Source organism: Arthrobacter sp. 10L430, from assembly GCF_056395245.1.
Window position 1 is genome coordinate 31,962 of the sequence record NZ_JBFTJD010000018.1, and the last position, 20,255, is coordinate 52,216.

Below are 20,255 nucleotides of genomic sequence, written 5' to 3' on the forward strand. Positions count from 1 at the left end.
ACCACCGCGAAGGACGCGCCCAGCGAATGAACTGCTCCCCGAAAGTTGGACTGATAAATTCAGTTCCGACTTCCGGGGAGCAGTTTTATGCGTCCATCTAGTTCATTGTCCGAGGAGCAGCGCGAGGCAGCTGTAGCGTGGTTTGAGAAGGGCATCGCGGACAAGGCCACGGCCAGCTTGCTGGGCGTTGCCCGCTCGCCGGTAGATCGTCTTTATCGGCGGTGGAGGATCCATGGCCGGGGAGCGTTGATGACCAAGCCGACAAAGCGTGCGTACTCGTTTGATTTCAAGCTCGCATTGGTCGAACGCTTCGCCGCAGGCGAGAGTGCGCAAGATCTCGCCTCAGAAGCTGGCTTATCATCGCCCAAACTTCTCGAAACGTGGGCTCGGGCATACCGCCGAGAAGGGCCGGATGTTCTGCGCCCAAGGGCCAAAGGCAGACCCAGGAGGCCCGACGCCTCGCCACCAGTGGAGCTATCCGAACTGGAACGACTGCGGCGGGAGAACGAACGCTTGCGGGCGGAAGTGGCTTACCTGGGAAAATTGCGGGCCTTGAGGGCGCAGGAACGACGGTGAAGGTTCAAGCCCTCATCGCCCTCAAGGCTGACTTTCCCCTCCCGATACTTCTTCAGATCACGGGTATTGCCAGGTCAACATTCTTCTACCACCAGGCCCGCCTCCAAGCTCCCGACCCCCGGGAGGAACTCAAGGCCAAAGTCATAGAGATATTCGAGAAGAACCACGGCCGGTACGGGCACAGACGTGTTCATACCGAACTGGTCAAGCAAGGGTGGACGATCGCCAAGAAGACGGTGCTGAAGCTGATGCGTTCTTTGCGGCTCGTCTGCAAAGTCCGGCGGAAGAAGCGTTACAGCTCCTACAAGGGTGATCAGGGAAAGGTTGCCCCGAACGTCCTGAATCGGGAGTTTGAGGCCGATGGGCCCAACCGGAAGTGGGTGACGGACGTGACGGAATTCAGCGTCGGCGACCGGAAGCTTTACCTCTCACCGATCATGGATCTCTTCGATCGGCAGATCATCGCCTACTCCGTTGGCTTGTCACCAAACCTGGAGCTAACAAACACCTCGCTTCGGGAGGCGCTGAACATCCTTCAACCCGGGCAAAACGTGCTGGTGCACTCAGATCAGGGCTTCCAGTACCAGCACGTCTCATGGCGGAACCTGCTCAAGAAAGCCGGCGCAGTTCAGTCCATGTCGCGCAAAGGCAACTGCTACGACAACGCCGTGATGGAAAACTTTTTCGGACACCTCAAGGAAGAATTGTTCCACCACGTCCGATTTATCAACACCGACGCACTGGCCGCAGCACTTCACGAGTACATCCACTGGTACAACACCGAAAGAATCTCAACAAGGCTCAAGGGCCTGAGCCCGGTGCAATACCGTGCTCAGGCCCTTGCAGTTTAGGCTCTTACTAAGCCAGTCCAACTTTCGGGGACCAGTTCAATTTCTTTGGAGTCCCGATTCTTGGACTATTTCGATGAGTCGCGGGCTACCGCACCCCGGTTCCCTGCCCTCCGACTGTCAGGGTGAAATCTGAGAACATGATGAGCCACTGTCTATAAAACGGAATTCCGCGCTGTTCTGACACCAACGAGATCTCCTATAATTTCTGCTCCCGTTGGCATAACTCGATGGCTACTTGACCGAATATCCATTATCGGCGTCCGGCACCGGAGCATAGGTAGCTGCAATAGCTTCCTATTCATGGATGAATTGGACGCCATGGTAGCTCGAGCGCTGTTACGCCAACGATTGGTTCGCCCTGATATCGACGGCGGCGTTTCCGAGGGGCAGGTGCCCGGCACACTGTACGGACGCCTTACGTTGGTTGCCCACCAGCGGAAGAGGCGCGGCCTGGCTAACCGGTTAGTACTCGTTGGAGAGGCGGATGACGGAAACCCCGAGTGCGGTTGGCGGCATCCGAGAGAAGGTAGACCGCGATGGCCGCGGGTTCATTCATGCCGAAGCCAGAGTTCTCGGCAACTGCTTCGAGCGCAGCCTCCCCGTCCGGCAGGCGCGTYCCATCCGTGCTACGTAGGTGAGTTGGACAGCTGGAATCCTTTGGACAGGAGAACTGTAGGCTCCAGCGATCTGCGCGCGGTAGTTTCAACCGCTCTTGCCACTGCACGCGTTACGCCGCTGTCCTGCCAGTCCGGAAATACCTGATCACGCTCTAGGTCCTTCTCCGCGACGATGTCGGCTATGGCGCGCGCCGCCGCGACCTTCATGTCCAGGGTGATGCACTTGGAACCGCCGTCCAGGGCACCCTGAAATGTGCCTGGGAACGCGAGGAACTTGTTGATCCGGGTGGAGATCGCGGGCCTCCCAGCCCCAGCGGTCGGCTCCGTGGCGGGAACAAACAAGGGGTGTGACGGAACGAGTTCAAGAGCAACGGCGTCCGGGGCTAGCCCGTCAAGGTGCAGGTCAGTGATCACCTCACCGCCCGATGCGATAATGGCGTCTGCCCCGTTGACCGCTTCCTGCAATCCGCCTATCCGATTACCTGGGTTGGTGAGCCATGCTAGATCATCCTTCACGGCATTCAACTCACTACGTTCCCGGGAAACAATGCCTTGGGAGTCTACGAGAATGATGTCTGCGATGCCCTGGGCGAGGAGAAGTTCGGCTATTCCGGTGCAGGCGGGGCCATCTCCTGCTATGACCACTTTGAGTTGCCCAACCTTTCGGCCCCTTAGCCGAGCAGCATTAATCAGCGCAGCAAAGACAACGATGGCAGATCCGTGTTGCTCATTGTGCATAACGGGAATTTGCAGCTCATCATTCAAGATGGTTTCTATCTCATAGCATTGCAAGGTTGAAATACTGTCGAGGCAAACGGCATCAACGTAGCAGCTGACCTGCTTCACACTTTCGACAAACTCAACCAGGTTTTGACTCCCCAAAGTTATCGGGATCAGTTCCAGCTGATCACAGACCCGAGAGCGGGCTTGCGTTGCTTCCTTACCGGGCCGGGAATCGCCGCTCCGTGCGCTGGGCTCAATGATCCGTGATGACATGCCACTGACCACCGCCACCTTTCGCAGGTTGCTATGTCGGTCGAGGTGGCGGCGCCGCGATACAGCCGAGCCGTTCTCAAGAAGGGCCGGCCCCGCCTCCACCCTCATGGAGGGTTTAGGAATGCCTCGAGGGTGTCCATGCTTGGCCCATGATTCTTTCACTTTTCTCGGCTTTCACTTTGTTCTCAAGGGTTATCGGTAGTCCTACCTCCGGACGGCGGAAGATATAGGACTTCTGTTCAGAAGGCCGTTTGGACTTCGTTGACCGTTTCTTCTCGCTGCGGCGCCCTCTTCATTGCTGGCACTTGAAGGTCATCGACGAATTTTGTCCGCACCTGGAGTGAGTTTCTTTGGTTGCGTCAAAGAGCTAAAGAATCGAGGAATTGCTCGATCATGGCAACTACTTCGGTACTTTTTTGCTCCATAAGAGGGATGCGGCCACCTTCAATTTCCACTATCTGAACAGATTTTGAGTTTGTATATGCGGCCGCGATCTTGGATGTGTGCGGGTAAGAGACCGGGTCTTCAGTGGGGGCGAGCAACAGGATTGGAGCGGTGACGAGCCCAACACGGTTTTCCATGACATACCGTGCGCAAGCACGGTGGCCCTCGGCTGGGTCGACGCCGGGCGTCAGCGCATCCCTGATGAAGCGGTCCAGGAGATCGGGCCGCCCCTCCGGATAGAAGGAGTACCGCTTCGCCCACAGTTCCTTGAGATGCTCACCGTCCTCCTGCCCGGTGACCACGTCTACGCCTTTGCCCGGGGACGTGCTTTCGCTCATTTGGCGGGTGGTGCGAAAAAGCGAATCGGCGAAGGCCCCGGCTGACAGGACTGACGCCGAGACGCGGTCAGGCAAGGCGGCAGCGACCTCGGAGGCCACAAACATTCCTGTGTGATGACCGACTAAAGCGAAGCGCTCCAATTGAAGGGCGTCAGCGAGTGCGATCACACCAGCTGCGTACTGCTCAATGGTCTGAGGGCAGCCTGGCGCGGGTTTGGCGGACATGCCGAATCCGTACATGTCCATCGCTATCACCCTGCGTTTCGCCGCCAGCAGTGGGTGCACCTCGCGGAACTCATCAAGAGAACGCGGCGTCTGGTGAAGCAGGATCACAGCTTCACCTTCACCTGCCTCGGCGTAATGCAACTGACCGAGTGGCGTCTCGGCGTACCCGTAGCGGAGTGTTACTTCGGACATGGATTTCCCTTCGATGTTTGCTGTCAAGCATCGCCCTGCTGTTACTGCTCTACACAGCGAGTGGTCCGCTCACCGGACCGCTCGCGTAGGATCCGTGGTTAAATAATGAACAATCTGGATAGCGGCTCGAACCGCTGCGCCACCATGGACTAGGAGAATGCAAGTGAGTACTGTGCAGCGAAACGTCCAAGCACCGGGACGGCCGGACGTCAGTCAGCCCGACTCTGTACTCTCCAAGGCGCATCTGTTGCTGAGCGCATTTAGGCAGGGTGTTTCGACGCTGGGGTTAACGGAGCTTAGCCGCCGTTCCGGCGTCTCTAAAGCCAGCGCGCACCGGCTTGCTAAGGAACTGGTGGAACTGGGCTATCTCACGCGGACTCTTGGCGGCTACCAGTTGGGTTTGCAAGTGTTCGAATTGGGTCGAATGGTCCCCGGTCCAGCGATCCTCCGCGATGTAGCGCGGCCAGCAATGCAGGATCTCCGGGTTGTGACTCGTGGAATCGTGCACCTCGCGGTCCCTGAGGGTGGCGAGTGTGTGTATCTCGACCGGATCGCTGGACGGAACGAAGTCGTGGTCATCAGTTCCGTAGGTGATCGTGTCCCGTTTCATACGACCGCGTCAGGTCGTATCTTCCTGGCACACTCGGATCCGGACACGATCGATCAGCTTGACCCCGCCGGCCTGGCGGCACTCGGTTCGCGCAACCACGCTGAGGCCACCGCGGTACTAGCCGGGATCAGGACCCGTCGCTATGCGGAAGAACGATCGACATGCTTCCGGGGGGCCAAGGCGCTGGCAGTTCCGGTTGTCTACCCGGACTCGGAGCAGGTGGTTGCAGCAATCTCTGTCACTGTGCCTCTTGAGCGTCGTGACGAGCAGCATTTGTTGCGCGCTCTGTGGGCAACGTCGAGCGATATCAGGGGGGGTCTCCTGCGGACGTACGACGACAGCATGCCGTATCAGTCAACGAAAAGCCACCACTAGCTGTCAGGCGAAATCAAAGGCCAATCCGCCCAACGGACCAGGCACTTCCGTTCGACCCACACGGTAGGGAGAGTGGGGGCATGGACGAAAAAGCCACCACCATCGACACCCTCGTTAAGCGCATCGAGATCCTTGAGGCTGAAGCGGAAATCCGCCGGATACAGGCCCGCTACATGTTCCTCTGCGACACGCCATGTCCGGAGTTCGGAGTGGAAAGCGATCAGGAGCGTATCGAACTAATACTCGACCTGTACACCGAGGATGCGGTGTGGGAGGGGGTAGGCGAATACTACGAAAACCAGTTCGGCCGTTGCGTCGGGAAGGAAGAGCTGCGCGCTCATCTGAACCGGTTCTGGGCATCCGACCAGGACCCGAAACTCCTGCTGAACGCGCACTTTCTGACCTCAGAGCAGATCCACGTTCACGGCGACGAAGCGGACGGGCAGTGGATCCACTTTCAACCGTGGCTCTTCACAGACGGAACGTCTCTGATCCGGAGCAGTCGACTCAACAACGCCTTCCGCAAGGTCGACGGCGTGTGGAAGATCGCCCGAACCCGTACAGAGAACGTCGCGATCGTCGACCTTCCGAAGTTCTTCGCCACGAGCTACCCCGGCAAGTCTGTGCTCATGAAGCCTGCGGAAACGAACCAAAGCACCAACCACGTCCAAGTAGACGCATAACCGGTTGCACCTCTACCGGAGCTGGGCGAAAAACGGCCAACAAGCGCCGATATAGGCCAGCAGCCGCTCAGACCTTCATGGTTCCCGCGACGATGAAGGCAGCTTGACCCAGGAAACGTGCACCCTTCTCTAACCGTATCGGCGACGACGAGGTGTTCCGGCCGTGGACACCCGCCCTGGTCCCGGTGCCCCTGATGCCAGTGAGCCGGCAGACGACGGCTGAGCCTGCGTGCTGGCGCTGCTGCAGGACCAACCGCAGACGGAGTTCGACAATGATGTCTCATTACTGGTGAAGAGGGTTCGCAACAATGGCCGCCAGGTTTGTCTGGAAGGGACGAGTCTTAGAGGTGCCGCTCAGCCCACGCCGCTGCACGCAGCGCCTGGATTTCGGTTGCGGCAACAACCTGGAATCCCAGGGGAAGGCCGCTGGCGTTGCGGAGGCCCGGGACGGCGACGGCAGCCAACCCCAAAGCCTGCCAGGCGCGGCTCAGGACAGGATCTCCGGTGTTTGTGGTTCCGAGCGGTGCAGACCCAGGGGCGGCGGGACCGATAATGGCATCGTGATGCGCAAGTACACGGTCAACGTTCCGGCGCGCGTCGGTCACCAATCGTCTTGCTTCCGTGTAATGTGCCTCGGGCATCGAGGATCCGGTCGTGAGGAGGGTAGCAAGGGGTTCACTGAGCTGGTCGATGTGTTCAAGTTCCGCGGCGCGTTCCCGCGAAGCTTCATAAGCCATGACAACCCGGTGGGCGGCCGTCACGTCGGCGATCAGCGCCTCATCCGGAAAGGGGTGGATTTGTGCTCCATTGTCGGAGAACGAAGCGCACGTGGCGGACATGGCCGTGCTCATCTCATCGGTGACCACCCCTAGCGGGTCGGCGGTCCAGAAGGCAATCCGTGGTGCCATCATTTTCCCCGGCAGATCTGGTTCCCCGCTGAGGGCCGACCACGCCAGTGAAAGGTCGGACGCAGTGGCGGCGAATATGCCATGTGCATCCAGGCTCGAGCTGAGGCCAACCACGCCAGTGAGTGGAAACTGCCCATTTTTCATCACCAGTGAGGCCACGCCGCAGTATGACGCGGGTCGGGTGACCGATCCGGCGGTTTGTGATCCGATTGCGATCGGTACCTGGCCTGCAGCCACCGCCGCTGCAGAGCCGCTGGAGGATCCCCCTGGTGTGTGATCGAGATTGGCCGGATTCCGGGTGGGGCCGGGCTTAAAATAGGCAAACTCGGTAGTTACCGTCTTGCCCACTGGGATGGCCCCTGCAGACCGCCAGGCTTCGACGATCGTTGCGTCCTTCAGTGCCGGCTTGGCCGCTGTGCGTAGGACTGAGCCGCACCGGGTGGGCATGCCGGCGAGATCGATGATGTCTTTCACCCCCATGGGGACACCTCGGAGCGGCCCGACGCCGGTAATTGCGGGGGTCGGCACTAGATCGACCCAAGCCTGCACAGCGGAGTCAGTCTCACGGATGCGGTTCAGTGCCCGTTGCGTTCCTTCTTCGGGACTTGTACGGTGCGCCGCCAAGTCCGCCACGAATTCTCGAAGGGACCACGGCTGCAGTAGGTTCATTCGTCACCCCAGGCTGCGTCCGCTTCCCAGTAGTCCATGCCATTGGCGCTCTTCAGGTGACGCCACTCCGAGGTCCGTAGGAGGGTGGGCTCAACAGTTGCTGTCACCTCGTCCGCAGCATCGGGACCATCAGCCGGCACCCCCCAGTGAACCCAGTTCAGTTCGAGGCCGCTTGCCTCCCGCACGAAGAGGTCAACATGTTTCCACCCGTAGCCGTAGGTGTCGTTGTAGCAAGTGAGGGTCATATGAGGTCGCGGATCAGCCATAGACCCATGCCATCGCAAATCTGCTTGCTGCACGAGCCAGTGGTTCGCTCAGCGGTCCAACCCCTGCGCTTGATCGGCCCTGATGCCTAACCATGGGGTTATCAGATTGCGAACGAGGAGGACCACCATGGGCAGCATGCGTACATCGTCGAAGGAGGAGATGTGGGATGCGGTTCTTGCAGAGCTCGCAGAGCGTCGTCAGGAATTCCATGTTCTTGGCTACGTACCACGCGATTTCATCGAGAAGTTTTTTCCGCTGGGGCTCTACCGTGCCGCGACTCCAATACAATTCGGCGGGGTCGTTATGCCTCCTGCGGACTTCCTGAGGAGCATCGAACGCATAGGCCGGATTGACGGCTCTACTGCCTGGGTCGTGGCGTTTGCGTCGAGCAACACCTATTGCGGGGCCCTTCCGCTCGAAACGCAGGCCGAAATCTACAAGAACGGCCCTGACGTTGTCTTCACTGGCGGCCTGTTCCCCATGCAGAAGGCTGAACGCACTCCTGGAGGTTTCCGGGCCACTGGTCGCTGGAAATTTGCCAGCGGATCCATGGCTGCGGACTACATCAGCGTAGGGCTGCTTGACGATTCCGCAGGGGGCAAACCTCGAGCTGCGGTGCTTCCCGCCGACAAGGTCAAAATCGTTCAGGACTGGGACGTGAGCGGTATGCGCGCCTCCGGCTCGTTCGACACCGTCGTCGAAGACCTTGAGATTCCCCTGGAATGGACCTTCATCCGCGGGGGCGAGTCACTCATTGACGAGCCGCTTTTCCGTTACCCGCTCATCGGATACCAGGCTCAATGCCATGCGGCCATTGGTCTCGGAGTCGCCCAGGGTGCTCTTGATTACGCGCAGTCTGCCGGCTCATACCGGGGAATCACAGGGGCCCCGCCGGTGGGGGAACGCGCCTACTATCGCGTCGAGTTCGCTAAGGCATTCGTTGCTCTCCAGTCAGCACGTTCCTACCTCCTTGATGTCGCGGAGGAAGTGTGGGAAACGGTGAGCAAAGGGCAGGAAGTGACCGACGATCAGAAGGCCCGCGTCCGGCTTAGCGCCGTCAACGTGTCAGATACCGCGAGCCAGGTGGTGCACGACGTAGCGAAGGTCTCCGGCGCTGCAGTCATCAACAACTGGCATCCACTGCACCCGATACGGATGGATGCCCAAGTCCCGCAGCTGCACGCATCACTCAGCCAGCACATGTACGACGACGCAGGCGCCGTACTACTGGGTTTGCAGGCCACCACTCCCGGATTCCTGTGACATCAAATCCTGTTGCCCACCACCCATCAACACTGGAGCACTAAGACCATGACCATTGAATTCACCTCAGAGAACATTCATGACGTACATCCAGCAGACCTTGTCCAGGCTGACCGTGTGGCCGCACGGGTCTATACCGACCCGGAAATCTTTGAACTCGAGATGAAAAACATCTTCGAGAAGACTTGGATCTGGGTCGCGCATGAGAGCGAGCTTCCCAGTCCCGGCAGCTTCAAATCGACTTACGTCGGCCGGAACCCGGTCATCGTCACCCGGGACCGCAAGGGGACCTTCAACACTTTGGTCAACCGGTGCCGCCACCGTGGCGCCAGCCTCTGCGAACAGCGCACAGGAAAGTCCAATGGATTCACCTGTCCCTACCACGCCTGGTCTTACGGCCTTGACGGAAAGCTTCGTGGCATCCCATACCCCGAGGGATACGAGGGAGTTATCAAAAAGGAGGAGATGAGCCTGCAGAAGCTCCGTACCGAGAGCTACCGCGGCATCATCTTCGCGACATTCAATGCCGAAGCAGAGCCCCTCGAGGAGTTCCTCGGCGACGCCAAGGTCTGGATAGACCGCTTCCTGCAACAGGGTGGCGACTACCCGATCAAGGTCATTGGAACCCACCGCTTCAAATACAGCGGCAACTGGAAGATCCAGCTGGAGAACACGAGCGACGGATACCATTTCCCCATCGTGCACCGATCCTGGATGGCCACGGTTGACGCGGAAACAGCCAACATGCTCAGCTTCATGACCGACCCCGCCTCGACATGCCACGACCTGGGAAATGGCCACTCCGTCATGCACATGGTGCCCGAGCACATGGATCTGGGCGCCGACGACGGAACCGAACCGCTCCAACCGCGCTTTGACGACCTGGTCGCCGAACTGAAAGCGGCCGGCGTTGACGACAGTCAGATTCGAAAACAAGTACACGCCATGCACGGCACAGGTTCGAACCTCGTTCTCTTTCCCAACATCGGGCTCTCTTCAGCGTTTTTCCGCGTGCTGCGGCCAATCAGCGCGAACGAGACGATCATCGAACACCTTGCCATCGGCCCCGACGCGCCACCTGAAATCGCCGGCCCGGTGAGCCGTGAACGGCTGCGCGTCCACGAACATTTCCAAGGCCCGTTCGGCTTCGGTACCCCCGATGATGCAGAGGGATGGGACCGCGTGCAGCGAGGAGCGCAAGCATCTCCGGAGATGCCGATCTTGGTCAACCGAGGGCTGAACCGTGAGGTCAGCACTTCCGAAGGCTGGCCCACCTCACACAGCACCGACGAAACCGGCATGCGAGCCGCCTACCAGATGTGGAAGAAGATGATGAGCAATGACTGAAGCCGTAACGATTTCAACCCCGCTGAACACCCCAATCGACGACGCCCGGGTCGTGCGGGCGATCCAGCTGATTTGGCGCGAAGCCGACCTGCTTGACCGCAAGGATTACATCACCTGGAACGAGCTGTACGCCGACGAAGGCATCTACGTCATCCCCGTGGATTCAGAGACTGATGATTTCGACAACAACCTCAACATGGTTTATGACGATGCCCGCATGCGAGCTCTCCGTGTGCAGCGTCTGGTGGAGGGTTATGCGATTTCAGCAGTGGACTCAGCGCGGACAGTTCGTACGGTGTCGAGGTTCGTCCCCGGGGAGGTAAGCGAAGATATCGTTTCCCTTCGCGCCGGCCAAGTGCTGGTGGCACACAAGCGGGGCAACTATGACCTGTGGGCCGCCGATGTCGACTACGTTATCCGGCTGGGACAGACTCCCGTTGATGACCGCATCGTCCGCAAAGCCATCCGCCTTATCGACGCCGGGGACGTGGTGCCGGCTGCCGGATTCCTCCTATGAGGGACGTACTGGTCGTTGAGGTCGCGGAGATCCTCCACGAAGCCGAGGAGATCCGCTCACTGCGGTTGAGAAAGCTCAACGGGGCTCCCTTTACGGCCTTTGAAGCCGGGGCCCATGTCGACGTCGCCGGCCCGACCGGGATTGTGCGCCAATATTCGCTGGCCTCCGACCCTCGCGACTCCTCTTCAATCATGATCGCCATCAAGCGCGAGCCAGCTTCGCGAGGCGGGTCCGAGGCGCTGCACCAACTTCGGGTAGGCGATCACCTCAGGATTGGCAAGCCCCGGAATCTGCTCTCGATCGCCCCCAACGCTGACCGCCACCTGCTCGTTGCAGGGGGCATCGGTGTCACTCCCCTACTCAGCATGTCCTATGAGTTGCACAGCCGCGGCGAAGAGTTTGCCCTCCACTACTTTGCACGGTCAAGGGACCAGCTTGCCTTCGCAGACTTCCTGGAGAACCGTGCGGAGTTCCGTGACCGAGTCACGATTCACCTCGGCACTCCGCGCACGCAGCTTCCTGCAACACTGTCCTCTATAGGGGAAGGCCTCACGGGATCCAGCCACGTGTACACGTGTGGCCCCACCGGTTTCATGGCCAAGGTGGCCGAAACCTTCACGCCGGTGGTCGGCACCGACCACGTCCACATCGAACACTTCGCTGCCGAGGAGACTGAGACTTCGAGCAACCGGGCCTTCGATGTCCAGCTCGATACTGGTGAGTCCTTTGAGATACCGGCGGATCGTTCGATTCTGTCTGTCCTTGAGGAAAACGGGATCGAAGTTTTCAAGTCGTGTGGAGAAGGTGTCTGCGGATCGTGCGTATCCGGGCTGCTGGAAGGAGTTCCCGACCACCGCGACCACTGTCTTTCCGAGGCGGATAAAGCGGCGGGGAAGGACATTGCGCTCTGCGTCTCCCGCGCACTGTCGGACAAGCTTGTCATCGAACTCTATTAAGCCTGAACAAAGAAGGACAGTCAGAATGCGCAGCCAGAAAGAGCGGACAGATACTCCTCCAAGGGATCACCCGGAGCGGAAGTCGCAGTGGCGTCAGGTTCTCGGAAAGTACCCCACCGGCGTCACGATCATCACAACGGTCGATGAGGCCGGACAACCAGTCGGGATGATTGTCGGGACGTTTACGTCGGTCTCCGAAGATCCTCCTCTGGTCGGTTTCCTGCCTCAAAAAACCTCATTTACCTATGCCAAAATTGAGAGTGCTGGTCGCTTCCGCGCGTCGGTCCTCGGGGCTGGACATGAAGAGCTGTGCCGCGCATTTTTCCGCGCGGCACCCAATGACCGTTTCGCCGGCGAGGAGTGGGAATTCGACGAGGGCGGCATCCCCAGGCTGAAGGACGCTGTTGCCTGGTTTGACGCCACCGTCCACAACATCCACCCTGCCGGTGACCACGTGATGGTTCTTGGCGAGGTAATGGACTTCGGGCTGGGTCCTCGAACAGGTGGACTGCCATTGGTCTTCCTCAACGGCGGGTATGGTTCATTCACGATCCCCCGGCAGGATTTCAACCTCGACAACCTGGGCGGCCAGTTGCGCCTCGCGACAAGCCTCGGGGATGAGGTTGAGGAGTTATCTCACAGCTTGGGACTGGAGTGCTCCATCTCAACGGTAGTTCAGGACACTGTGGTCGTGCTGACGGCATCTGATAGCCGATCACCGTACGTCGGCACTTACTTTCCCTTCGTCGCTCCAATCGATCCCGGCTTCGCGGCCTGGTCAACGCCCGCACTGCACCGCACGTGGACCGAAGGCTCCCGACATCTGAGAGGGCGGGTAGATGCGGCGCTGATCGAGGAAATCCTGACGCTCGTGCGGAAAAACGGCTATGCAATTTCCTTTGGACATACGAGAAGTGAGCAATTCAGCGCAGCCTTTTCGTCAGCTAAAGGCGACTGGGGCACGCTTTCGCCCGTTTGGGATTCCCTCGTGTCCGCCTATGAGGAATACTGCCGGCACCCCGAACATGCAGCCCATGCAACCCTGATCCAGGTACCAGTCTTTGGACAAGACCAATGCGTGGCCTTCGAAATCGTGGTGAGCGGATTCGGACCTGGCGCCACCAGGGAACGCTTCCGGGAAATCGTATCGCGCACCCTTGATTGCGCGGCCCGGCTAACGGATAAGATCGGCGGGCGCGCCCCTAGCGATTACTCTATCCAGTTGCCCTAAAGGCAATGAACCGCACAAGCATAGGCCCCGGTCCGCACCAATACGGCGGCTTTCCACTAGGCCTTGGAGTCAAGTAGCAGTCGCTAGTGCTGGGCAGGTTTCGGGGTCATCGTGCTCCTGCGTAAACGAATACTTACCTGCCCACACCCCGCTCCTTCCCATGCGCGGGTTGCCGGAGCTGCTCAACGCCATGTGGACGTGGTGGCCACAGACCTTCACTCCACTTTCAGACGAACGATTTGCGAGGAAGCACCATGACCGCTCTGCACTCCATTCCCCTGACCCTCATCGACGGATCGGCCACTGATTTCGGCCGCTTCAAGGGCGAGGTGGTGCTGGTGGTAAACGTCGCCTCCCGGTGTGGTTTCACCCCGCAGTACGCCGGGATGGAGGCGCTGCACAACAAGTTCCGGGAGCAGGGCTTCACTGTCCTTGGAGTTCCTTGTAACCAGTTTGCCGGGCAGGAACCAGCCGCCGACACCGAAATCGCCGAATTCTGCGAACGCAACTTCGGTGTGACGTTTCCGCTGACCACCAAGGCCGATGTCCATGGCGGGAATCAGCACCCGCTCTATGCTGAGCTGACAAAATTCCGGTCCACTGGACTCCCGGAGCAGGTGCAATGGAACTTTGAGAAGTTTCTGGTCACTCGCGACGGGGCCGTCGCGGCACGTTTTGCCTCCGCTGTGCCGCCGGATTCCCCCGAGATCATCGAAGCTGTCCGGGCCGCGTTGAACGAGCCAGGGCAGAACCCCAGTGCAGGCTCCTATAGCTCTTGAGGAAAGAACCCGCATCCGGCGGCGAGACTCGCGGCGTTCCATTATGAGCCTCTACGAAGGCCTCACTTGGAACGGGTAAAGGTTCCCCGGGCACGGGCTACGCCCCCCCTTCTCACGCCGGCCTGAAACTGTGGAGTGGATGGGCCCAGCAGCAGCACTGGGAGGGCTCCCAAAACGCAGGCAAAACAGTCCGTTAGGAAACTCGTCAAGCAATCACGTGGGTAATGAACCGGTACCGGCCGGGGTCAACGATGAGCAGCTGTAGTAAAAGCAAAAACAATCGGGGACCCCGGCTGCATCGGGTTCTCCCGCGCTGTATAAATTGTCGGCTCGGCCAGCTCCCCCTACGTGGTGTTAGATCCGGACCCAAAGAGCGTCAGAACAGGGCCCATCACCATTCCAGGACCCTGCCAAGGCCAAGACGCAGATCCCGCACAGAGGCGCCAATGCCAACGGTCACTCGCGTTTGTCCGCTCCCACTACCGGCTTCATTCGTTCACCCAGCGTCTACTCGATGTGATCCGTGTGTTCGTGGCGACATGGCGGGGGTCGGGACTCCAGCATCCACTACTTCCTCGTGAAGCCGGGCAACATTCGGCTGGATGGCGATGTGGGCGGAGGTGCGGTAATGGACACCGGCTGTTGTGGGTGAACGACCCCGCATCGATCTGCAAACCGTCTTCGTGCCGTCGTTCTCCCCGGTGGTGCCAAGGGCACCCTGGTTTCCGTCTCCGGGACCGAATCCGCCAAAGTGTGGCCCCTCTATCAGGGTGAATCCCATTCGTTTGTATGTGCAGTAGGCGACGGAGCGGTCCCGGATCTCTATGCGGGAACCACGGGTTTAGAAGGTTTCTCCAACTCGGCAGGGCGTCCAAGGCATGCAACAGACAGTTGCGTGAAGGTTTACCGCACCGGCGACGACGAGCGGGGAGCGACCGTCCGGCAAGAGTCGGGGTACGTGGCTGCTGCCGAGCTCTGGTCGGCAGACAGATAACTGAGGGAGCCGCTGCTATACCGGAAAAGGAAATCCGCTTTCGGGGTGATCTGGCTGCCTCACTTCGGCCAGGCCTAACCTGACTGATGCAGGTAGACTCCGGCCTATTTGACGTCCGATGGGTGCTTTGCGAGCGGCACCACCGTGATGTCCATATAGGGGAACAGCGGAAGATTTTGCAGGACCTCGTGGAGTTCATCGTTCGAATCGACGTCGAAGATGGAGTAGTTGGCGTACTCCCCCACTACGCGCCAGATTTCCGGCCACTTGCCGGTGCGCTGCAGATCCTGGGAATAGGCCTTTTCCCGGGCCTTAACTTCGGCGGCTTCGGCCGGCGCCAGGTTCTCGGGCAGTTTGACGTCCATGTGGACTAGGTACTTCATGGTGTCCTCCCAATGGTTAGCGGTCAGTGCGGTAATGGTCCAGCTTGTCCTCGTCAATGGCAGTGCCTACGCCCGGTTCCTCGGGAACGCGGATGCGTCCGCCGGTGATGGCCAACGGCTCGGCCAGAAGATCGTCGGACATGTCCAGGTAGTTGGACAGTTCTGCTGCGCGTTTTGCCGTATGTGCGAAGGCTGCGCCGAAGGCAACGGACGCGACCGTACCCACTTGGGTGTCGATCTGGTTCCCAATGTAGACATCGATACCCATGCCCTCAGCCATCCCGACGATTTTGGCGGCCTCCGTAAAACCGGAGCGCGCTGTCTTCACTGCCAGGAGGTTTGCGCCGCCGGTCAGGATTTCCCGCGCTGCTTCACCGAGGTTGGCAGCGGATTCATCAGCAGCGATGGGAATGGGCGCATTTTCCACCAGGCGGCGGCGGCCCAGCACTTCGCGGGCGTCGTCAGGTTCCTCGAGGAACTGCAGGCCCAGATCGGCCGTGCGCCGCAATACCTCGGCCGCCTCGTTGGCGGACCAGCCGCGGTTGGCGTCCATGTAGAGCTCGGCGTCCGCGCCGAGCCCTTCCCTAAGGACTCGGGCGGCTTCGATGTCAAGGTGGAGCGGGTTGCGTCCGGTTTTAAGCTTGAATGTGTTGATGCCATATGTCCCACGAAATTCCAAGGCCAATGCCAGCAGTTCCTCCGCTGGTTTGAAGCCGAGCATGTGAGAAACCCGCAACGAGTCGGAGTAGCCGCCCAGGAGTTTCGTCACGGGCTGTCCAAGCGTTTTGCCGATAGCGTCCCAGACCGCGATATCAACGGCGCCCTTGGCTGTCTGGTTGTGGACCGTCCGGTGAAGTGTTGTCTGCATCTTCTCGCGGTCGAAAATGTCCACGCCGACCAGCTGAGGGGCGAAAACGTCTTCCACGATGGCAACAATCGATTTTTGCGTTTCACCGTACGTGTAGGGGCGCGGCGGCGTGTCCGCGGTGCCCACTGCCCCGTCGTCCGTGCGCAGCCGGATCAGGACATGGTCTGCCTCGTGCACGGAACCGGATGCGAAGTGCAGCGGTTGGAGGTACGGGATTGAGTAGGGTATCGCCTCAATGGATGCGATCTTCATCGTTCAGGAAGCCTTTCATCAGGCAACAGATGTGGACCCTGGCAGGCGGAAACGGGTGCACCGCGGGATCGGCGTCTTGGGGAAACCACATTCGCGGGCGCCAAAGAAGTTCCGTTTGGCGGGTACGACAAGGTGAAGCCTCGCGAGGAGGCTTCACCTTGTCAGGAGCGTTTTGGTCTTCCCTGTCTATCAGTCCTCAGGGTCGAGGATGAAGTCGTAGGTCACTTCGCGGCCGTTTCCTCCAGCGCGTTCCGTCGGGACAAGGATCAGCTCGGGCTTTACGGCCGAAGCGATGTCGTCATCAACATGTTGATCACCCGGGAAGTACAGCTGTGTGGTGATGAGCTGGTGTCCCGGCGCCGAAACCTTGACGTGGAGGTGGGCTGGGCGCCACGCATGCCAGCCCGCTGCTGAGATGAGTGCTCCGCAGGCGCCGTCGGTGGGAATCTGGTAGGGCGCTGGCTGCACAGTGCTGATCTGAAAGTTGCCCTGTTCATCCGCAACGATAGAGCCGCGAAGGTTCCACTCCGGCAGGCCGGGGGCGAACTGGGAGTAGAAGCCGCGGTCATCGGCATGCCACAGCTCGATCAGGGCACCAAGGAGCGGTTCGCCGGCCGTATTACGCACCTGTCCCTGCAACAACAGCGCGGTGCCCGGCTCATCTTCTCGCATCGGAAGGGTTGCCGGTGTGCGCAGGGTCGGCGCGTTGGGAATGTAGTAGGGACCCTCGATAGTGCCCTTCGAGCCGTGGCGATTGGCGTTGGCTACTTCCTCCACCGAATGCTCGACCCAGACATCCAAGAACAGCGGCCACTCGCCGTCTTCCCCCACCTGGATAAGCCAAGCCTTGAATGCGTTGTATTCGTCGTAGCTCACTCTTTCTTCAAGGACCGTTTCATTAATCGCTTTAATGACGCGCCCTGCGAGAGTAGCAACGCGTTCTTGGCTTGCGTCAGCCGCGAACTTCTTATTTTCTCTGAAGCGCGCGGTTGCTCCAGCTCCCGAAGCTGCTGCGGTCGCTTGGGTTTCGGTCGTCATGTTGACTCCTTTGTCGCTGCACGCTCGGCGTGCCTTTTTCGATGCCCGCCAACTCAATTCTGGCGGCGGATAGAGGATAGATCTGACATTTTGCGCGCTGGCATACCTGCGCGGTTTATTCAGCACGCGGGACGGGATTACTTGGATAGGAACACCACGAAATGCCGGTCCCGCAGCGCCGACTGACTTGATTTGCAGCCAAACACAAGCGGACTGGTGCAGCGATTAGATCTTTGCCTTATACTTCGCGAGAGGATTGACCAGCAACCGCAGGGCACGGTCGAAGAAGAATCCCAGGACTCCCAGAGTGATGATGCCGACAAATGTCCAATCGATACGGCCGTAGTTGCGGGAGGTCCATATCAGGACGCCGAGCCCTTGATCAGCAGCGACCATTTCAGCGGAAACGATGGTCAGGAAGCTGTTTCCCAGTGCCAGGCGCGCGCCCGTGACGATATGCGGAACAGCGGACGGAAGGACAATGGAATAAAGCGTCTGGAAACGGCTTGCACCCAAACTGGCTGCCGCCCGGAGCTTCGTCCCATCCGTTGCTACTGCGCCAGCCATTGTATTAATAACCACAACGAATACGGAAGTATAGAAAATCAGGAGAATCTGAGATATGTCGCCGAGACCGAACCAAACGACGGCAAGCGTCACGAACGCGATCGGAGGGATAAAGCGAAAGAACTCAATATAAGGCTCGGCGAATTCGCGAATTATTCTCACACGTCCCATAAGCAGCCCCAACGGTGCGCCAACGGCAACGCCGAGCAGCCATCCGAGGATAATCCGATAGCTTGAAGCGGTGATTGCCCCCCAGAGCGTCCCATCAGTCAGGAGCTCCAAAGCTGCTTCTGCCGTCTTGACGGGGGAAGCAACCAGAGCCGGCCCGAACTGCAGAGACAGAAGTTGCCAAATGACCAACCCGGCCAAGATAGACATACAAGGGATTGCAAGCTTGCGAAATTGAAAACCATACCGCGCACTCGGTCGTGCGATCGGCGGCGTAGCCCGTTGGGCCACCTGTACCTGCGTCATGAATTCTCCTTAGCGAGCCCCTGGTTGCGGAGCGCTGCTCGCACTTCTTCGCCAATATCTGAACGGAGCTTCTTGTGCAACTCGATTGCCCCTGCCGAGGTCTCGTCCCTCGGGCGGGGAAGATCCACCTCATAGCTGGACTTGATTTTCGCTTTCGGTCCCGCAGACATAACCAGGATCCGGTCGGCGAGTAAAATTGCCTCGTCAATATCGTGCGTGACGAAAACTATGGTGCAACCGCTTTGCTGCCATATCCGATCCAATTCGGTCTGCATAATGTGACGCGTTTGGGCGTCCAACGCGCCGAAAGGTTCGTCCATAAGGACCACTCGTGGTTCGTTGGCGAGGACCCGGGCGATCTGCGCTCTTTGGCGCATCCCTCCGGAAAGCTGCGAAGGAAATTTATCCGAGGCTCCCGTCAAACCCACCAACTCAAGGTGCCGCTCTGATATTCGACGCCGTTCCGAAGAAGCCACGCCCCGCATCTTGGCGCCGTACTCGACATTCTGCCGGATGGTGAGCCAGTCGAATAGCGCCTCGGTCCCCTGAAAGACCATGCCCGTTTCCGGGCTCGGTCCATTAACCGGTTGGCCGTCAATGAGGAGGGAACCACCCTTGATCTTGTCAAAACCGGCCACAGCGGTAATGAGCGTCGACTTCCCACACCCACTTGGACCGAGAAGGCAGATAAACTCGCCGGGCGCCGCGGCAAAATCAACGCCATCAACCACCATGAAGTTTCCGAAGCCTAGTTGGACTCCTTCGGCGGCAAGGGCCGCTCCTGCCTTCGTCGGAAGGGTTTCTGTTTCGGGCATCATACTGACCTCAATCACTTCACATTTTCCGAATACCAGGACGGGATGAAGATTGTCTTCAACGCTGGTGCTTGTTTCAAGGTTCCGGCCTTGACGAAGAAGTCGGCCTGCTGTGCTACGGCGCTGTAATCTGATTCTTTGTAAGCTCGGGCGCCATAGTTCACAATCGCCATATCCTTTTCGCTCTGGTTTTTATCGCCCCCGGTCGCTTTAGCAATAGCAGCAGAGGCCTTTTCAGGTTCGCTCCGAATGAAGTCCGAAGCCTGTTGCAGGACCTTCGCGATCGTTACCACTTCGGTTGCATTCTGGTCAATCCACCCCTGGCTGCCTGCCATGACCTGCATGATCGGCTGACCAAAGGATCCGCTGTCCTTCAGGACTGTCAGCCCCATCGCGACTCCTCGGCTAGGCCAGGGCTCCCAAAGCACGAACGCGTCCACATCGCCTTTCTGGGCGAGGCTGGGAAGGGTCGCCGGGTCGCTGGAAACGAACTTAATATTCGCGGGATCGATGCCTTCAGATTGCAGATAAGCGTGGGCGAGAAAAGTACTCAACCCTGGAACTACGCCGAAGGTCTTGATGTCAGCGGCCGCTTTGATGGCCGGCCGTGCGACTACCTTCGTGTAGGAACCTGAATCCAAGTAAACAAATGGGGCGCGCAGATCCGGGTTTTCCGCTGCAACCGAAAGAAGCGTCGTCGGACTGGAGCCCGCGAGCTGGACCTCTTTGCCGGCAATTGCTTGGATCGCGTCGCCGCCAGCGGCGAATTTCCTGATCTTGACGTTCAGGCCGGCCTTCTTGAAGAGCCCCTGGGCATCCGCTACAAAAAACTGCCCATAAGTGGCATCGGCACCTACGCCGATAGTAATTTGGTTGGTCGAGCCGGATGTGCCAGAGCTAGCCCCATCCGCACCACTGGCGCACCCGGCAAGCAAAAATATGGCAAGAGCACCAAAGAGCATCTTTAGCACCCAACGATGACGTGTCTGCATGGGTTCAATTCCTTTGTCTGGGCCAGCC

The 20,255-nt window shown here is 59.3% G+C and carries 20 protein-coding genes; 10 read left to right on the forward strand and 10 right to left on the reverse strand.

The window, feature by feature from the left end; translation table 11 throughout:
* Positions 1–249: 249 nt before the first annotated feature.
* Together AC1DDG_RS15310 and AC1DDG_RS15315 are read left to right on the forward strand one after the other, a co-directional pair.
* Complete coding sequence (locus AC1DDG_RS15310) at positions 250–576, forward strand: helix-turn-helix domain-containing protein (RefSeq protein WP_476876722.1); 327 nt, start codon at positions 250–252, stop codon at positions 574–576.
* A complete protein-coding gene (locus AC1DDG_RS15315) occupies positions 543–1,427 on the forward strand; it encodes an IS3 family transposase (RefSeq protein WP_476876761.1) in 885 nt (294 codons plus the stop codon). The genes AC1DDG_RS15310 and AC1DDG_RS15315 overlap by 34 nt, the downstream gene beginning before the upstream one ends.
* 626 nt (positions 1,428–2,053) lie before the next feature.
* On the opposite strand, the gene AC1DDG_RS15320 is transcribed toward AC1DDG_RS15315, so the two are convergent.
* Together AC1DDG_RS15320 and AC1DDG_RS15325 are read right to left on the reverse strand one after the other, a co-directional pair.
* Positions 2,054–3,040, reverse strand: coding sequence for a malic enzyme-like NAD(P)-binding protein (locus tag AC1DDG_RS15320; RefSeq protein ID WP_476876723.1), 987 nt, complete (start codon positions 3,038–3,040; stop codon positions 2,054–2,056).
* 359 nt (positions 3,041–3,399) lie between these two features.
* Positions 3,400–4,239: an alpha/beta fold hydrolase gene (locus tag AC1DDG_RS15325; protein ID WP_476876724.1), complete on the reverse strand. Its 840-nt coding sequence runs from the start codon at positions 4,237–4,239 to the stop codon at positions 3,400–3,402.
* A 163-nt stretch (positions 4,240–4,402) separates the two neighbouring features.
* Between AC1DDG_RS15325 and AC1DDG_RS15330 the strand changes: the two genes are divergently transcribed.
* On the forward strand, positions 4,403–5,224 hold the full coding sequence (locus tag AC1DDG_RS15330; protein WP_476876725.1) for an IclR family transcriptional regulator: 822 nt from the start codon (positions 4,403–4,405) through the stop codon (positions 5,222–5,224).
* Positions 5,225–5,304: 80 nt separating this feature from the next.
* Positions 5,305–5,907 (forward strand): nuclear transport factor 2 family protein, encoded by a 603-nt coding sequence (locus tag AC1DDG_RS15335; RefSeq protein ID WP_441860054.1) that lies wholly within the window; start codon positions 5,305–5,307, stop codon positions 5,905–5,907.
* Positions 5,908–6,248: 341 nt separating this feature from the next.
* Here the strand turns inward: AC1DDG_RS15335 and AC1DDG_RS15340 are convergent, their stop codons facing one another.
* A complete protein-coding gene (locus tag AC1DDG_RS15340) occupies positions 6,249–7,484 on the reverse strand; it encodes an amidase (RefSeq protein ID WP_441860052.1) in 1,236 nt (411 codons plus the stop codon).
* Positions 7,481–7,750, reverse strand: coding sequence for a hypothetical protein (locus AC1DDG_RS15345; RefSeq protein ID WP_142061211.1), 270 nt, complete (start codon positions 7,748–7,750; stop codon positions 7,481–7,483). The genes AC1DDG_RS15340 and AC1DDG_RS15345 overlap by 4 nt, the downstream gene beginning before the upstream one ends.
* Before the next feature lie 127 nt (positions 7,751–7,877).
* Between AC1DDG_RS15345 and AC1DDG_RS15350 the strand changes: the two genes are divergently transcribed.
* From AC1DDG_RS15350 to AC1DDG_RS15375, 6 genes are all read left to right on the forward strand, one after another.
* The gene (locus tag AC1DDG_RS15350) at positions 7,878–9,014 is read left to right on the forward strand and encodes an acyl-CoA dehydrogenase family protein (protein ID WP_476876726.1); all 1,137 of its coding nucleotides are present in this window, start codon (positions 7,878–7,880) and stop codon (positions 9,012–9,014) included.
* 48 nt (positions 9,015–9,062) lie between these two features.
* Positions 9,063–10,361, forward strand: a complete 1,299-nt coding sequence (locus AC1DDG_RS15355; RefSeq protein WP_441860050.1) for an aromatic ring-hydroxylating oxygenase subunit alpha — start codon at positions 9,063–9,065, stop codon at positions 10,359–10,361.
* Entirely contained in the window at positions 10,354–10,878 is a 525-nt protein-coding gene (locus AC1DDG_RS15360; protein WP_142061215.1) for an aromatic-ring-hydroxylating dioxygenase subunit beta, read from the forward strand. Before AC1DDG_RS15355 ends, AC1DDG_RS15360 begins: the two co-directional genes overlap by 8 nt.
* Positions 10,875–11,834 carry a PDR/VanB family oxidoreductase gene (locus tag AC1DDG_RS15365; protein ID WP_441860047.1) on the forward strand — a complete coding sequence of 320 codons (960 nt, stop codon included), beginning with the start codon at positions 10,875–10,877 and terminating at the stop codon, positions 11,832–11,834. The genes AC1DDG_RS15360 and AC1DDG_RS15365 overlap by 4 nt, the downstream gene beginning before the upstream one ends.
* A 25-nt stretch (positions 11,835–11,859) precedes the next feature.
* The gene (locus AC1DDG_RS15370; protein WP_476876727.1) at positions 11,860–13,065 is read left to right on the forward strand and encodes a flavin reductase; all 1,206 of its coding nucleotides are present in this window, start codon (positions 11,860–11,862) and stop codon (positions 13,063–13,065) included.
* A 254-nt stretch (positions 13,066–13,319) separates the two neighbouring features.
* Complete coding sequence (locus AC1DDG_RS15375) at positions 13,320–13,844, forward strand: glutathione peroxidase (protein ID WP_476876728.1); 525 nt, start codon at positions 13,320–13,322, stop codon at positions 13,842–13,844.
* 1,098 nt (positions 13,845–14,942) lie between these two features.
* Here AC1DDG_RS15375 and catC read toward each other — a convergent pair.
* The 6 genes from catC to AC1DDG_RS15405 all read right to left on the reverse strand — a co-directional run bounded on the left by catC (position 14,943) and on the right by AC1DDG_RS15405 (position 20,227).
* On the reverse strand, positions 14,943–15,221 hold the full coding sequence (gene catC, locus AC1DDG_RS15380; RefSeq protein WP_142061347.1) for a muconolactone Delta-isomerase: 279 nt from the start codon (positions 15,219–15,221) through the stop codon (positions 14,943–14,945).
* Positions 15,222–15,237: 16 nt separating this feature from the next.
* Complete coding sequence (locus AC1DDG_RS15385) at positions 15,238–16,341, reverse strand: mandelate racemase/muconate lactonizing enzyme family protein (RefSeq protein ID WP_142061223.1); 1,104 nt, start codon at positions 16,339–16,341, stop codon at positions 15,238–15,240.
* Positions 16,342–16,530: 189 nt separating this feature from the next.
* The gene (gene catA / locus AC1DDG_RS15390; protein ID WP_441860040.1) at positions 16,531–17,379 is read right to left on the reverse strand and encodes a catechol 1,2-dioxygenase; all 849 of its coding nucleotides are present in this window, start codon (positions 17,377–17,379) and stop codon (positions 16,531–16,533) included.
* Between the two features lie 225 nt (positions 17,380–17,604).
* A complete protein-coding gene (locus tag AC1DDG_RS15395; RefSeq protein ID WP_476876729.1) occupies positions 17,605–18,420 on the reverse strand; it encodes an ABC transporter permease in 816 nt (271 codons plus the stop codon).
* Positions 18,417–19,235 (reverse strand): ABC transporter ATP-binding protein, encoded by an 819-nt coding sequence (locus AC1DDG_RS15400; RefSeq protein ID WP_142061349.1) that lies wholly within the window; start codon positions 19,233–19,235, stop codon positions 18,417–18,419. The genes AC1DDG_RS15395 and AC1DDG_RS15400 overlap by 4 nt, the downstream gene beginning before the upstream one ends.
* A 14-nt stretch (positions 19,236–19,249) precedes the next feature.
* Entirely contained in the window at positions 19,250–20,227 is a 978-nt protein-coding gene (locus AC1DDG_RS15405; RefSeq protein WP_181762655.1) for an ABC transporter substrate-binding protein, read from the reverse strand.
* Between the last annotated feature and the right edge of the window lie 28 nt (positions 20,228–20,255).

What these genes read in the sequence shown, in the direction of transcription:
- AC1DDG_RS15310 (WP_476876722.1), top strand. Translation starts at nt 250, where the DNA reads ATGACCAAGCCGACAAAGCGTGCGTACTCGTTTGATTTCAAGCTCGCA.
- AC1DDG_RS15320 (WP_476876723.1), bottom strand. Translation starts at nt 3,040, where the DNA reads ATGTCATCACGGATCATTGAGCCCAGCGCACGGAGCGGCGATTCCCGG.
- AC1DDG_RS15325 (WP_476876724.1), bottom strand. Translation starts at nt 4,239, where the DNA reads ATGTCCGAAGTAACACTCCGCTACGGGTACGCCGAGACGCCACTCGGT.
- AC1DDG_RS15335 (WP_441860054.1), top strand. Translation starts at nt 5,305, where the DNA reads ATGGACGAAAAAGCCACCACCATCGACACCCTCGTTAAGCGCATCGAG.
- AC1DDG_RS15340 (WP_441860052.1), bottom strand. Translation starts at nt 7,484, where the DNA reads ATGAACCTACTGCAGCCGTGGTCCCTTCGAGAATTCGTGGCGGACTTG.
- AC1DDG_RS15345 (WP_142061211.1), bottom strand. Translation starts at nt 7,750, where the DNA reads ATGGCTGATCCGCGACCTCATATGACCCTCACTTGCTACAACGACACC.
- AC1DDG_RS15350 (WP_476876726.1), top strand. Translation starts at nt 7,878, where the DNA reads ATGGGCAGCATGCGTACATCGTCGAAGGAGGAGATGTGGGATGCGGTT.
- AC1DDG_RS15355 (WP_441860050.1), top strand. Translation starts at nt 9,063, where the DNA reads ATGACCATTGAATTCACCTCAGAGAACATTCATGACGTACATCCAGCA.
- AC1DDG_RS15360 (WP_142061215.1), top strand. Translation starts at nt 10,354, where the DNA reads ATGACTGAAGCCGTAACGATTTCAACCCCGCTGAACACCCCAATCGAC.
- AC1DDG_RS15365 (WP_441860047.1), top strand. Translation starts at nt 10,875, where the DNA reads ATGAGGGACGTACTGGTCGTTGAGGTCGCGGAGATCCTCCACGAAGCC.
- AC1DDG_RS15370 (WP_476876727.1), top strand. Translation starts at nt 11,860, where the DNA reads ATGCGCAGCCAGAAAGAGCGGACAGATACTCCTCCAAGGGATCACCCG.
- AC1DDG_RS15375 (WP_476876728.1), top strand. Translation starts at nt 13,320, where the DNA reads ATGACCGCTCTGCACTCCATTCCCCTGACCCTCATCGACGGATCGGCC.
- catC (WP_142061347.1), bottom strand. Translation starts at nt 15,221, where the DNA reads ATGAAGTACCTAGTCCACATGGACGTCAAACTGCCCGAGAACCTGGCG.
- AC1DDG_RS15385 (WP_142061223.1), bottom strand. Translation starts at nt 16,341, where the DNA reads ATGAAGATCGCATCCATTGAGGCGATACCCTACTCAATCCCGTACCTC.
- catA (WP_441860040.1), bottom strand. Translation starts at nt 17,379, where the DNA reads ATGACGACCGAAACCCAAGCGACCGCAGCAGCTTCGGGAGCTGGAGCA.
- AC1DDG_RS15395 (WP_476876729.1), bottom strand. Translation starts at nt 18,420, where the DNA reads ATGACGCAGGTACAGGTGGCCCAACGGGCTACGCCGCCGATCGCACGA.
- AC1DDG_RS15400 (WP_142061349.1), bottom strand. Translation starts at nt 19,235, where the DNA reads ATGCCCGAAACAGAAACCCTTCCGACGAAGGCAGGAGCGGCCCTTGCC.
- AC1DDG_RS15405 (WP_181762655.1), bottom strand. Translation starts at nt 20,227, where the DNA reads ATGCAGACACGTCATCGTTGGGTGCTAAAGATGCTCTTTGGTGCTCTT.